14 protein-coding genes are annotated in these 14,005 nt (G+C 41.9%); 1 reads left to right on the forward strand and 13 read right to left on the reverse strand.

Annotated elements, in window-relative coordinates:
• Window positions 1-47 precede the first annotated feature (47 nt).
• A complete protein-coding gene (locus tag C6348_RS17335; protein WP_106043824.1) occupies window positions 48-632 on the reverse strand; it encodes a hypothetical protein in 585 nt (194 codons plus the stop codon).
• A gap of 116 nt (window positions 633-748) precedes the next feature.
• Here C6348_RS17335 and C6348_RS18960 point away from each other — a divergent pair, with 116 nt between their 5' ends.
• Entirely contained in the window at window positions 749-898 is a 150-nt protein-coding gene (locus tag C6348_RS18960; RefSeq protein WP_189293930.1) for a hypothetical protein, read from the forward strand.
• A 42-nt stretch (window positions 899-940) separates the two neighbouring features.
• Here the strand turns inward: C6348_RS18960 and C6348_RS17340 are convergent, their stop codons facing one another.
• The 12 genes from C6348_RS17340 to C6348_RS17395 are packed head-to-tail and all read right to left on the reverse strand — an operon-like array spanning window position 941 to window position 13,999.
• Window positions 941-1,750 carry an N-acetylmuramoyl-L-alanine amidase gene (locus tag C6348_RS17340; protein WP_106043825.1) on the reverse strand — a complete coding sequence of 270 codons (810 nt, stop codon included), beginning with the start codon at window positions 1,748-1,750 and terminating at the stop codon, window positions 941-943.
• A 46-nt stretch (window positions 1,751-1,796) separates the two neighbouring features.
• Window positions 1,797-2,216, reverse strand: coding sequence for a phage holin family protein (locus tag C6348_RS17345; RefSeq protein ID WP_106043826.1), 420 nt, complete (start codon window positions 2,214-2,216; stop codon window positions 1,797-1,799).
• 43 nt (window positions 2,217-2,259) lie between these two features.
• A complete protein-coding gene (locus tag C6348_RS17350; protein ID WP_106043828.1) occupies window positions 2,260-2,439 on the reverse strand; it encodes an XkdX family protein in 180 nt (59 codons plus the stop codon).
• Window positions 2,436-2,717, reverse strand: a complete 282-nt coding sequence (locus C6348_RS17355; protein WP_106043829.1) for a hypothetical protein — start codon at window positions 2,715-2,717, stop codon at window positions 2,436-2,438. Before C6348_RS17355 ends, C6348_RS17350 begins: the two co-directional genes overlap by 4 nt.
• A gap of 14 nt (window positions 2,718-2,731) precedes the next feature.
• A complete protein-coding gene (locus C6348_RS19120; RefSeq protein ID WP_223251596.1) occupies window positions 2,732-4,258 on the reverse strand; it encodes a BppU family phage baseplate upper protein in 1,527 nt (508 codons plus the stop codon).
• A 13-nt stretch (window positions 4,259-4,271) separates the two neighbouring features.
• Window positions 4,272-6,146, reverse strand: a complete 1,875-nt coding sequence (locus tag C6348_RS17365) for a right-handed parallel beta-helix repeat-containing protein (RefSeq protein WP_106043830.1) — start codon at window positions 6,144-6,146, stop codon at window positions 4,272-4,274.
• A gap of 38 nt (window positions 6,147-6,184) precedes the next feature.
• Complete coding sequence (locus C6348_RS17370) at window positions 6,185-7,924, reverse strand: phage tail protein (protein ID WP_106043831.1); 1,740 nt, start codon at window positions 7,922-7,924, stop codon at window positions 6,185-6,187.
• A gap of 12 nt (window positions 7,925-7,936) precedes the next feature.
• Window positions 7,937-8,770 carry a phage tail domain-containing protein gene (locus C6348_RS17375; RefSeq protein ID WP_106043832.1) on the reverse strand — a complete coding sequence of 278 codons (834 nt, stop codon included), beginning with the start codon at window positions 8,768-8,770 and terminating at the stop codon, window positions 7,937-7,939.
• A complete protein-coding gene (locus C6348_RS17380; protein ID WP_106043834.1) occupies window positions 8,770-12,786 on the reverse strand; it encodes a phage tail tape measure protein in 4,017 nt (1,338 codons plus the stop codon). Before C6348_RS17380 ends, C6348_RS17375 begins: the two co-directional genes overlap by 1 nt.
• Window positions 12,787-12,801: 15 nt before the next feature.
• A complete protein-coding gene (locus C6348_RS17385) occupies window positions 12,802-12,996 on the reverse strand; it encodes a hypothetical protein (protein WP_017367766.1) in 195 nt (64 codons plus the stop codon).
• A 2-nt stretch (window positions 12,997-12,998) separates the two neighbouring features.
• Entirely contained in the window at window positions 12,999-13,334 is a 336-nt protein-coding gene (gene gpG / locus C6348_RS17390; RefSeq protein ID WP_106043835.1) for a phage tail assembly chaperone G, read from the reverse strand.
• Between the two features lie 38 nt (window positions 13,335-13,372).
• Window positions 13,373-13,999, reverse strand: a complete 627-nt coding sequence (locus C6348_RS17395) for a major tail protein (RefSeq protein WP_075622175.1) — start codon at window positions 13,997-13,999, stop codon at window positions 13,373-13,375.
• Window positions 14,000-14,005 lie beyond the last annotated feature (6 nt).

Consider the following 14,005-nt stretch of genomic DNA (forward strand, 5'->3'; position numbering starts at 1 on the left):
TAAATAATGCTCAAATAAAAAGCCCCTCCCAACGGAAGGGCTTTTCATCAGCCAATTACAGTGCTATCTTGTACACCATAGGCATCAATTTGTATACGCCAAATGACGTCACCTTTGTAAAATTTACTTGACACCTTGTTTACTTGTCCAGTCCAAGTGAAAACATTTCTTGAACCTTTTTGTGATTTATAAGTTTTTGAATCGTAATCACTGGTTCCATCTGTAACAGCAGCAGTGAAGTATTCAGTTGACTTGTATTTCACTTTATTGTCTTTGCATTTTTCGTAAATAATGTTTGTTTTTAGTGTCAAAACTGTGGTTCCACCATAGTAAAAAGTAGCTCTAACGGCCTTCGCACCTGTACCACAGAAACTATCTGCTTTTGTACTAATAGGACTGGTGTCTTCCACAGTTGTAACCACTTTTACACCATTGCTGTATGTCTTTTCGGTTTTACCTTCAAAATCAGCTGATGGAATATCAGTAGTCATCACCTCTTCAGTAATCAGACTACTTAAAAATGGTACTTCTTCTTTTTTTGTTTCTTTCTGAGCTGCAAAACTAGACGATGGAGTGGCTAAACCTAAAATCAAAACAACGGCAGACAATAACATAAAGATTTTGGCTTTCATTTTGTTTCTCCTTTCCGTTTTACATTTAAATACATAGCAAGTATAATCATACATAAATAGATATGTAAATGTGTACAATGAGTTTTAAGGAAGAATTAAGAAAGGTGGGTTTAGTAATGAATGTCGAGGCAGATTTAATGCGGACTATTGCACCACTTATCGGTTTGGTATCTCTTGGAGTCACACTTCTTACTTTTGGTGCCTTTATTTTTTTGGGATCAAACATAGTGAAGAAGGTTTTCAGAAAAACGTCTCCTGAAAAATAAACATTAAAAAAAAGCCCCTCCATTTTGGAAGGGCTTTTGATTTTACTTTTGTTTTACCAGAACATATTTAGATGCAGCAGTGATATAAAGACCTGATTTCAGCTTGTACATTTTCGATCCGTTTACGTTGACGGTCTTATCAATCGTAAACGCTTCACCAGGCTTTACTTTTTTGTGCTTCGCTGACCAGTTTGGCTTATCATAGACCCATAGCCACCCGTCAGCATTCGGCTTCACTACAGCCATTTTAACGCCCTTTGGTGTCGTTTCTTTTTTCGGGCTTGTTTTAGATGAAGAAGATACCTTTTTTAAACCGACGGCCGCCGCGATCCCATCTGCGTGCCCCTCGGCCAATAGATTCAGAAACGAATCTTGTTTCAGCAGCGCAGCATCTTCTTTACGGTCGATGAAAAGGTTCTCTGTCAAAATTGCTGGCATTTTTGTTTCTCTTAAGACAGCTAGATTTTTAGACTTGGTTCCGCGGTCCCCTGCCTTACCCTTAATTTTTCTATAGATCGCATCATGTACGATCTTTTGCTGCTTGCCAGTGCTGGATGCTGCAGAGAGTTTATCAAAACGGAACGTCTCAAAACCCGTTCCTCCGCCAGCATTTATGTGAATAGATGCAAAATAAGCAGCGCCCCAATTATTTGCTAACCTTGCTCTTTGAGACAGATCAACGTAAACGTCAGTTGATCGTGTGAGTTTGACCGTTGCCCCGTACACCTTTTCAAGAATCGCTTTTGTTTTCTTTGCGATAGTTAGTACAAGATCTTTTTCTTTTAATCCGTTTGCTGCTGCACCCGGATCGTGTCCGCCGTGTCCCGGATCAAGCATAATTTTCTTTGTCATGTTCATCTACTCCTTAATTTGTTTTTATATAGAAAAAAGCCGCCGATTACTCAGCAGCTTTCTTTTCTGTTTCTTCTTCTTGACTGTCGGATTCGATCACGTGAAGTCGGTCTGTAATAGAAGCCGGGATTTTAACGCCGATCTGTGCAAGGTTTTCTGTGATAGAAAGCCCTTCATTTGCAATATAGAAAAGCACTGTCCCGAAGGTCAGCACTCCGTTTAGTCCCATGATCTGATCAATGATGTTGGCCACAATCACGACAACAAAACTAAGCATTTTTCGCACGTAACCAAACCAAGCCGTGCGACTGCGCAGCTTACCGATCTTCCATGCTTTAATGATTCCTGTTAAAACGTCGATGACGCTTAGCAGCAAGAGCAAGTCCAAAAATTTCACTCCGCCAAATAGGTATGTTCGTGCAAGGTCTAAAGTTTCAAAGTTTATAAACACTATCGTTTCCTCCATTTCTTTAATCACCTCCTTTCGAAGGCAAAATAAAAAGCACCTGTTAAGATGCTGTGGTTCCTAAATCTGCAGAAGCAGCTGGCTTGTCGAATGCGACGCCTGTGATCTGCTTAAACTCTTCTTTTGTTATTACTTCTAATGCGACATACTCCCGCATGATCTCAAGAGTGTAAACGCCCCAATCCCAAAATACTTTTATGTCGGCCGCCGTTGGATAAATCATGATGACCCGCCTCTCTGCAGCTGCGTAACTTGCAATGTGAGTAAAGCCGCCTGTTTTTTAAGAGTGGTTATATCATTAGGTAAAGGCGGTTTAGGCTGCAAGCTCTCTATATACTCTTCGGATGCTGATTCAAACCACATTCTTTTTTTCTCGTCATACACGGGAAGATATAACCCCTTTTGCGGTCGTACATCCGTAGCATTTTCCGGCAGCTCGTCATAATCAATTACATCTTCGCCTTGATATTTAAACTTCTCATCGAAGTAATAAATGTGCATATATCTTACCTCCTTTACCATAACGGAATAGATTCATTTATTTCAAACCTGCTTACAAAAGAATTATCGTTAGCGGACATCCCATCAAAACGTAAAGAACCGTCTTTCTCTAATGTAAATCTAGCAGACCCATAAGAACCTACCGTTGCGCCTAAAAACGCAGTTTTTGCTGACGGTTTTTGAGCAAAACGTGCAATGACAGTATCGTTCGCCGGGACTCCCTCAAACGATCCTCGAATGCGTAAGTCATTTTGACGTATGGAGAATTGGAGAGGGTTTCCCGCAAATTGTTTTACTGTTCCTGCGACTAACGTTACTTGATTCCATGTGCTGCTTAAATCATTATCCGTCAGCATCCGTCTCCATCCTCTAAATGATCCGTCCGTATGAATCGTGCCGAACCAATGTAAATTATCGCCACTTCTAACAATATGAAAGTATTTACGGTTGTTACTGTTATCAATAACGTAAATATTGAACCAAGATGAATCGGTTTTACTCGGCATATTGACGACATTTGTCCCAACGGCATAGTAACAACCGGAAGGCAGCGTTAAAATGTCCGTACCGTTAGGAAGCAACTGGCTTTGTCCAGTTTCAGACAACAAATTATGATTGGAGAGTCTAGCCCACCCACTCCACACATTGTTGTTTAAATAGTTGGTGTAGATGTTATTTACATAGTCTGTTGCGTAAACCCAACCAAACGTACCCTTTCCGTTTGTCGCATCCGTCATGTGGAAAAAGCCTCTGAATGAACGTTTATTCGGAAGGTCTTTTGAACCTGCTATAGCATAAAACGTTCCTTGTCCTAGCCCATTATTGATGACAGCGTCTAGGATGCTAACGGACGTGTCTTTAATTGAAATCAATGGCATACCTGAATCAGTTGTAATTTTCTTTTGCTGAAAACCCGCAACAAGGTCTTTAGCCATTTTCAAAGCGCCTACGGGAGTCTCCGCATAATCCTCCGTATATTTTTTAGCAGCTGCAAGCGCTTCGGCTACTTTAGCTTTTGCGCCTTGTTTTGTTTCGATCTTTTCCAAGTCCTCGAACTTGGCCTTCAATTCATCAATCGTTAGGATCGCTTCATCGTACATCTCATTTATCTTTGCTCTTAAAGTCTCGAACTCGTCCACATAGTATTCTGTGATTGGGACAATATCTTGATCAATGAGGGACTTTGAAATGTTAAAAGAGAACTGATGCACGGACAAAGATTGATCATTTGCATAGTACAAATTCAGCTCAGCTTGTACTATGCCGTAGTGCTTAATCTCTTTGTCTGACAAGATATACTCGGCGTGACCGTTCACTCTATCAACTATCGTTACGTCTCTAATGAATCGGCTGCCATCTGACATAACTAATACAAGTTTTCCCATGACAGCTGCTAGAGGCAAAGGGACTCCATCTTTAGTGAGTTTGAAAATGAGCCTTGCTGTCTGACGGTCCTGCGTCCAAAAATTTATGCTGGTTGATACGCTTGAACTGGTATATGCGTTTACATCAAAATCAAGTGGACCATTTTTGCGAATCATGTTATCACCTCTCTCATGTTACATTTTCAAATGATTTAATAGGATCAACGCTGTTGTCTTTCAAAGAACCTTCTGCGCCAGCTCCTTTTAGTCGATTGCCGAAATGCTGAATACGAGAACACTTGCTAGTAAAATACATCGCGTATCTGCATTTTTTTCCACGCACTTTGTTGAATCTTGCTGCCGAATCTGTGACTCCATCCATGAAGATAATTCCGTAATACGGGTTTGATGAAGAGGTTCTTTTACCTGCATTCTGAATATCGCTGAAATCAACGTTTATGTCCTCTGAATCTCCTGAAACAGAAATCCCCGAATATCCAACTTCACGTAAAGTTGTGTTTGTGACATCAATGTTCTTACACCCTAATTCTACGCGTACACCGTTCCCCTCGATGTCTCGTCCAACGCTTGATTCGACTTTGCCATTACTGCAGCGTGTTAAGAGCACCCCATGATGTTTAATGTCTCTAAATTGATTACGAGACACCAAAAAGCCATCCACATCTGATAAATGGATTGCGTGCTTGACCTTTACGCCATTGATTTTATTACCGGAAACATCCACATCGTCAATTCTTTGAATCCCTTTACGGCCATATACCTGAATGGCATGACGTTCTTTGATATTAGTGAAAGTGTTATCTTTGACTGAAAGACGCTTTACCTTGTTGACCCTGTTCGTAGGATTGCCGTTTGCGTCTTGCGTGTAGACCGATTCAACGCTTGGAATCATGAGTCTTACGCCGGATGCACAATTTTTAAATCGGTTTCGGCTTATTAAAACGTCTTCCCATTTGTTCCCTGAAATTGCGTACTCGGTCGTATCTTCAAAATCGTTGTTTTCGATACGAATATCAGAATACCAAAAGCCATCAGTGCTGGTGTGAGAATCTATCCCCCGCGCATATCCTCCTAAATTCTCGGATCTGCTAAAATAGCAGTCTCGAATAGTGACATGCTTGCTCACGGTTTGGTCATAAGCTCCAAATGCGCCGAAGTTGCCCGCCGATCTCATTAAGTCCAGCTGAATCGCAGCAGAAAACCATCTGTCGCCTTTATAATCAGCGAAACCTTTATACCAGACATTTTCAATTAAGACATGCTTATTACCTGCACAGTCAAAGGCATGACCGCCGCACACATCCTTGATAGTGATATCCCGTATGATAATGCGCTCAGCATGTGCAAAACCTATTACTGAACATTGTTCTTTGATCTCTCCCCCTGCGCTATCAAACACCCCTTGACCGTCAATCAGTATATTTCCGTGGCCGTCATAGCCCTTGGTTCGGTCGTCTTTATCACCATTTACAAGCATTGATCCTACAAATCCGCGCCTTATAACGGCACCAGCTTGTAAGGTTAAGTGAGTGTTTTTATAGATGCGTGCAGTCTCCATTAGTTTGTATTGTCCTTGAGGAACAACAATGTGCACAGGATATAATTTGGCAAGACTAAGAGCTGCCTTGAATCCTGCCGTAAAACTTCCGTACTTTTTAATAAACCTTTTTAGATTCAGGGAAACGGCAGCGTCTTCTATTTCTTGCTCAAGAATTTGAAAGTCATAGTCTAATCTATCTTTTGCTGTGGGATGAATAGATGCATCCCTAGCGACTCGAATGTCTACAACTTCTTTTACATCATTCCCGTCATGGTTGAGAATGAGGTTTGTCAATCTAGCCCACATGTTGTCAATCCTATTGGCAACGGTGAACAAACCGTGCATAATCTGACTAGACAAGTGAGCTTTTTTACTGCCCTTGTGAGACTGTAATTCAGTAGCATTTTTATTAAGTTCATTCTCGACCGTTTGCATATCCCCACGCAATTGGGATTCATAGACCGAGTTACGGGTTGTGTCATAATACTTTTTAAGCCGGACCAATCTATTCACTCCTTTCAATTCCAAAAGAAAAAACGCTCTTAATTGAGCGTTCTCATCAACTGATCTATATATCTTTTTTGCTGCTTAATCTGCCGCGCCTGGCTCACTTGATAGTCCTGGATGTCTTTCCTAAAGTTAGCGAAAGTCATTTTAGGGCTGTCATACGGGTTGAGGGGATTATAAGTGACAGACACTAGCCTTACATCGTCCTCAAACGTGATCCCGTTTGCCGTATCAGCAATGACATGTATCGTGTCACCCTTCCAAAAATCCTCTTCTATTCCTTGTAGTGCTGGTTCATAGATATACTGATACTCTGCCTCAACGACCACGTCAGGATATGGATTTACATGCTTTTTCAAAGCAGATACCATGTTGCTTGCTTTTTTTACTGTGTCATCTCTTATCGGCTCACCCCAGCGCGGCTTACCCTCAATCAAAAATTTATCTTCATCAGGATGAATGTATAGGATAGGCTCGAATTCATATTCAGGCTCTTTTTCCTTTTCATCCTCGTTCGTTTTTGTATCAGTTGATTTAGTATCACTTTTCTTAGCCTTCTTCTCTGCTCCGTAACCCCAAGCTCTTGTGGATGTGTTTTGGTCATTGATCTTCAATTTAAAGCCTGGCATATTGTATCGGCTGTCGAAAGTGTAATCTACTACTCTTCCCATCTTTTTATATACATAGATGACGTAGTTGTTTACATCAAGCTCTATTTCATAGTCATCAACGATCTGATCCATTAATTCGATTCTATTCTTTTCTCCGAAGCCGTCTTGATCGACGATATCAAATGCTGATTCTTTTTCTTTCAGGACATATTGAAAGGGTGTATCAGCAAGTGCAATGTCTAGGGCTTCTTTGATGTTGAGTTTCTTTGACGTTTTTTCCTCGACTCTGTTATTTACAAGAAGTACAGTATACACATGATTGGCCGTTACTTTTTTCTGCAGCACGTTTTTCCTGCTCTGATCAAGCTCAATATCTGTAATGTAATACTTTTGATGGTTGTATACTTTCTCGTCTAAATACAGTATGTTCCCTGGAACAAGCAAATCAAATTCCGCCCCATTATCCTCAGTCCGTAAAAGTGTGAATGTAAAACTCTTCTTACCTGTTGTATCGTCTTGCAGTTCCAACACAGCGCCTACAATCTCTACAAGGTCCTTGCCGTCCTTGGTTGAGACATGCAGCTGCCTGAAATCAATGTCAGTGGGCAGCCCGTCATTTAATTCTACGTCCTTACCTTGGTATTCCTTGCTTGGGTAGGACGGTTTAGCTGGTGTTTCAGGTGGTTCACTCGGTTCATCCGGCACATCATCTAAGGTGTCATATTGCGTAAGTTTGTAAGTAAAAATGATGCTGTTTAATTTTGTTGCATAATTTATGTCGGTAGCATATCCGGCTTTTGAAACTGATGCAGTAGCCTTTTTATAATCTTTTTCACCTACCACATCTTTATATCGACTCAAACGAGTGTACAAACTTCCTAAATCCGCGAGACTCTCAGCATATGATGGATACTTTCTAAATTTCGCTTGTATCCTAGTAACGTTTCCCTTTTTGTCCTGCTCACTAGTCCACATTAATACGTATTTGCCGTTATAAGTTCCTTTGATTCCAAATAGATTGTTGGCTTGTTGAGAAAGACCACTGGATCCGAAACCACTTTCTAGGCACCCCTGAGCGATGACTAGGCTCGCAAGGACATTATATTTTTTATAGACTTTCTGCGCCCCTGGTGCTAGTTTTTTTATAAAATCCGCTGCAGCCATGACATCCCCCTTTTACGGAAAATAAAATCTTGTATCGAATACAATTTCAAAATCATTGGTGTTCTGTATCTCAAACTCATTCATGCCTTTATCTAAGGAAGGTAGCCTTCCAGACGTTTTCAATCTTTTATTACCAACAACGGTATACTGTTTCAGGTTCCTGACTTGCTGTGACTTTTTCAGTTCAGCTTCAATTTTCAACCTCTCATTGTTCGTGTGGTTGATTATAGTCACGTTTTTTCCCTTTGCGTTTAGCAGCACATTGTAATCATGCTGCAGTGGGTTAATAGGTAAGCCAGGATTAAATACGCTGAAACGCTTTTTGTTTTTAAAACGGTATTGCAGATCGTCGCGCCTTTGAATTCCCATTCCTGAAAACCATCTTTCATTAGAAAAGTTCTGCGCGCTTAAAGACGTGCCTTTTGACTCTGCCAGCCCTGTGATATTGTTAAAATCCACTTGGAAGGATACCTGGTTTTTTTGCTTGTCTTTGGGTATTTGAAACCCTCCGTCACACGTAACCGCAAAACGCCTCCCAGGAAGCAGATCACATGAGATGTAATACCAGAAGGGCTGAACAACGAGATCATAAAACTCATGTCTGTACTGATAAAAGTTTGCCGCGATTTTAGCATCAAGCAATATCTCAACCTTGATAGACCTTTCTTTGTACACTATGTCGCGCGGATGCTGCGTCGGTACAAGTCCATTAAACCTGGTCATCTGTACTAGCTCCCTATCAGTGCTTGGCGCGTCAGGTGCAAAGCTAAGCAACTTAAAATAGGGCAGTAACCCCGATAAAGGCTGCTCCCCCATTCCGTCTCTGAAATCAAAATACAGATCCATTATCTTTTCAGCCCTCCTTTATAAGCATTCTGTTCGTATTTTTGAGCGCTCTTTTTATCCAGTATGGATGTGTCACCTTGTTCAAAAACGATGTCTGCTAAATGCTGGCCGCCAATAATGACAGGCGCAGGATGTATTCTGATTGTTTGTCCTGCAGCACTTACGCTTTCATTGTTCGTTTGTAAATTGTTTGATAGAAGACTAATAAGGGCATCTAGCTTTTGGTTTAATACAGGCGTATCAATCTCATTTCTCACAGTCAGTTCAGCGCGCATCGTATTTATTTCATCTGCTGCCCCCTGGATGTTAAACGCCATTCTATTAATTTCAGATTTAAAGGACGTCATAGCACCTTGCGCCATAGCTACTGTGCTCTTTTTCACGTCCTGCGCTTTTTCTCCAAGCCCAATGATAAACCCATCGCCAAAGTTCACACCTTCTGCAATGGTCTTCTTTGCAGGTGATTTTGATTGTATGGAATCTTTCAGCGAACGTATTGCAACTTTACCGATGGCCCAGGCAGCTTTCCATATCGTACCGCCAGTGCCTCCCATGCTGCGAATACCGTTAGCAAAACCTTTAGAAAAATCAGCACCTGTGCCAGTTGTTTTCACGCTTGATAAGCCTTGTTTTCCTGATTGTGCTACGGTGCTACCTGAATTACTAGCGTTCCCCGCTTGGCTACGAATGCCGGATGCGAATTGACTCCCTGCTTTTTGTCCGCCTCCGCCATCGGTTGTTTTAGCAAGCTGGGCTGTTGCTGTCGCGCTCACCGAAGATGCTGCAGACGTATTGGCGCCCTTTGTGCTTGTTATTCCCGCGCTATGGCTTTTACCTTTTGTTACACCTGCTTGTGTGGCTTGAGTGGTATTTTTGTTTAGGTTTGATAACGCTGTTTGGTTTACGCTGCTTGTTGCAGTGCTTGTGCTGCCTTTTGTTGAGCTTATACCCGCGCTAAATGATTGGCCTTTTTGTGAGCCGAATGTTTTAGCACCTGCATTGCCTTCACTTAACTTTTGTTTTAGTGCTTGCTGCAGAACTGTACCACTGTTAGATACGTTAACTTTTGTCGAACTAATACCATCGCTAAATGATTGACCTTTTTCACGTCCTGCAATTCTAGGGATGCCGTTTTCCTCTCGCAGTTTTTGATCAAGTGACTGCTTAAGGATCGTACCACTCGCTAACGTGTTAGGCGTGGCAGCTGTTAAGCCGTCTGCAAATTCATCGCCCATTTTCTTTCCTGATTCACGGGCAGATGTTGCGCGGTTGAATTCATTTTCAGCATTTATGATTGCTTCGTTTGCTTTGCTCGCCGATTCTTCTGCAGAAAAGCCTAGACCCTCGTTAAACTCAATGAGAGCTTGTTTCGTTTTTTCTAAGGCTTCTTCTTTGCTGTCTCCAAGTTTTTGTAAGAAAGCAACCTGTTTTTCAGCCCAGCGTGCTTGGTATTTTGCATCGCTCTCTTCCATTTCAATGAAGATCCCCATTGAATTACTGGAATACTCTTTTTGTTTTTCCAGGGCTTTTCCCGTTTCCAAGTCCAGCAACTTACCATCTTGCGACATCTGATCAAACAAAGCTTTGGAACTGTTTTTGTAAGCCTCTAGGTTTTCAGCAAGAGCCTTTTGATAATCGGCATTACTTTTAGCTTTTAGTGCTTTGTGCTGCGCTGCTGATATCGCTTCTTTTGCAAGGGCCTCGTCTAAAACTTTATTTCTGTAATCGCGATCTTCTTTAGCAGCCTTCTGTCCCTCTTTATAAATGCCGCTGATTTGATCGTTGTAGCTTTTGGCATTTTTGAAAGAGAGTTTTGTTTGACTCTCTGAAACTCTCTGTTGAATGGCTAAAGCGTCCTTTTGGTTTGCGGCAAATTTACTTGTTGACTGTTGAAAGAATGAAATTATATCCTCAAATGTTTTCTTTTGAGAAGCATTCATTTTTGATGTCATTAAACCTGTTTCATCTTTCAATTTTTCTAACTGCCGCATCTTCTCACGTACTTTTTGAACGTCTTTGTCAATGTCTCCGACCAGCTGATCGGACCAATCTTCTCCGATTTTCTTTGTTTCTTTTTCTTGGTCCTCAAAAAGACCTTTTAGAACGGCGATTGCATCTGTCTTAAATCCTTCCAGCTCTTTAATAAGAGAAGAAGACATTTTTTGATAAGTAGACAATAGATTACTGGCCATCTTCTCGGCTTCTTTTCCTGAAACCTGCGTCAGTTGGAACAGTTGTGATGTAGCTTTTTCACGAAGATTCACGTATGATCCGGCAGCTTTTTGAGTTGCCTTTGAAACGCCCTCACCATATAGAAGCGCTGATTCTTTTGCTTCCTCCTGGCGTTTCTTTTGATTTTTCAGCTGCTCATTATACGCATAGGTTGCTACGGCAATACCACCTAGTAAAGCTGTTCCCCCAACTATTGCAAGGCCCACTGGACCCGTAAATGCTAAAAGCGCACCAATACCCATTGTGAGCGTTGCGACTGCTGTTGTGGCGCCTAAAACACCCGTAGCAAACAATGCTGTTTTAGCAACCGTTTGGGCTGTGGCAGAATCCATTTTGTTAAACATGGAAACGATGTCTGCACCTTTTTCAGCAAGGTTACCAAGCGCAGGAAGTAAACTTTCAGTAAGCTTAATCTTTGCCCCTTCAACTGCAGACTGGAAAGCAATGATACTGCCCCGCGCATTATCAAGCATTGTGTCAGCCATTTTTTTAGCCGCACCGTCTGATTCTTTTAGCGCTTTAGTATTTTCTTTCAATGCCTTGCTGCCCTTTTGCAGAAGAACTGCCCAATGTTTATAAGATTCAGCGCCTACAATGGTTTTTAAGGTTGCGGCTTGTTGCTCTTTCGTCATGCCCTTCATGCCCCGCTCCATTTCGGCCACAACTTCGGGCATACTCTTCATGTTTCCTGCTGCATCAAAAAATGAAAATCCTAACTTATCAATTACCTTCTGCGCCTTTCTAGCTGGCGTCGCTAACCTGATCAAAGACGTACCAAACGCCTGACCCGCGATTGAACCTTGTAAACCTGCGTCACCAAACGCCATGACTGCGGCCGCTGACTCTTCTAGTCCCCATCCTAATGAATTGGCGTTAGGCGCAAGGAACTTCATGGCCTCTCCCATTTGCTCCACGTTCGTGTTTGCGTTTGCTGCTCCGTATGCAATTACGTCCGATGCGTGCCCAGCTTCCGATGCTTTCATAGCAAAAGCCTGCATCATATTAGAAGAAATGTCGGCGGCGGCGGCTAAATCTAGTTGACCTGCAGCTGCTAAATTCAGCATGCCTGGCATAGCTGCGTAAATGTCGTTTGCTTTAAATCCGGCCATTGCCAGGAAGCTTTGTGCGTCTGCTGCTTGACTAGCAGTAAATACGGTTGTTGCCCCCAACTCTTTAGCCTGGTTTTTCAGCTTTTCGACTTCTGCAGCTGTTCCCCCTGAAATAGCTTTAACTTTGCTCATTTGTGTTTCAAATGACATACCAACTTCTACGGCATCTTTCAGTGGGAGGGCCAAGCTAGCAAAAGCAACTCCTGAAGTCATCGCTACCGAAGCACCCGTACTTCTCATTTTGTTGCCAACTGTATTCATTCTTTGGCCCATCTTATAAAGCGATGAGGATGTTCTTTTTATCTCAGCTTCCATCCTCTGAATTTTGTTGGTCGTTTGTGTTAACGCATTTTGCGTCTTATTCATTTCAGCTGTTGCATAGTTCAACCGGCGGGCTAGGGTTTGCGTTGATTCCGCATCCTTTCCCTTCTTGATGGCTGAATCTGCATAAGCTCTTTCAAGTGCTTTGACCTTCATTTTATGCTGGTCTAATTGCTGTGAAAGGGTTCTGACTTTCGTTTGTGAGGTTTTCAGCTCATTACCCCACACACCAACTGCAGTCCGATTCTTTTCAAATTCAGACTTTATGTTCTTCATTTGAACGGCGATTGCTTTCATTTCCCCGTTAAATTGGGACGAATTAGAATACAGCTTTACTTTAATGTCTTTGCTCAATCCCTCACCACCTTTTTACAGTCCAGGTATCTGATCAATGTATAAAGGCTTATCCGATGCTGCAGCGTTCTTACTTGGCTTTTCCTTGCTTGCTTCTTTCCTGCGTGCAAGACGTTTTAGATGATAGACAATGTCCATTTCGTCTATCTGATTTTGAGTAAAGCCAATGTCCTCTAATGCGTTATACATATCAAGGACAGCATCGGACAAACTTACTCCCCCGGCTCTGCTTCCTCTCCGGTTTCAGGATTCAGGATTTTGCTCGCTTCAACGATATTCCCAATGACATAGTTTGCGGTTGCGTAGATTGTTCTATATAAAAGTCGTGAATCAATGCCTTGTTCAAATTCTTCTGCAGTGAATTTGTTTCCGAACACTTCACAAATAAACTCTGATTGTCTACTTGTATAAATTCTTTCAGGATCATTCGATTCAAGGTCTTCTGTTATTTCTGCCGCGGTCCTAAATAAAGCTCCAGTGATAAAGCTAGGTGTGGAAAATTTCTTTTTCTTACCGTTTAAATGCAAGGTGATTGTCAATGCTTCCATGTTATTGCCTCCCGATTACAAAATAAAAAAGAGCGTTATTAAACGCCCTTTCCGATGTCTACTGAACTTGTGGAATCCTCTGTATCTTTTCCTTTTGCAAACGACGCCCCGTCGTATACAACTTGTTTAAACCATTCATCCGGGTCAAAGCCTTCGTCGAATTCAGCTTGAGCCTTCCAGCGGTTTTTCCCCTTCTTATTTTGTAAAGTCATAAAGCCCGCCTTGAATTTTGCTGTTTCAGGGTCTGCTTTACCCTCTGTCGTTTTGTTTTCATTGGCCATCAATTCAGGAAGTCCCTTTAAAAACCAATAAAACCTATGTCCGCCTGTAGATGTTTTCGCTCTAAACCCGAAAGCCAAGAAAATGGCCTTGTCATCAGAACTGGCAAAAGAAATCCCATTTTCGACCTTGTGGCCGAAAATCTTGTTTTGCACCTCTATAGGTAAATCTGCTAGTTCAGCTTCAAGGTCAATGTCACCCATGTTGTTAAATGAATCAAACACGCCGTTATCAGCCCAAAATTTAGACTGCTCTGATTTAGGATCGACTTTGACGTTTACAGCTCCTGGCAGTCTTTCAGGCTTTGCATATTCAAGTCCTTTATCGTCGTCTTGAATCAGCTCAGCATAATGGAACATGTCTAATCCGTAGATTGTTTTACCCATCTGTTT

It is taken from the genome of Bacillus sp. YBWC18 (genome assembly GCF_002998775.1).
GTDB lineage: Bacteria > Bacillota > Bacilli > Bacillales > Bacillaceae > Bacillus.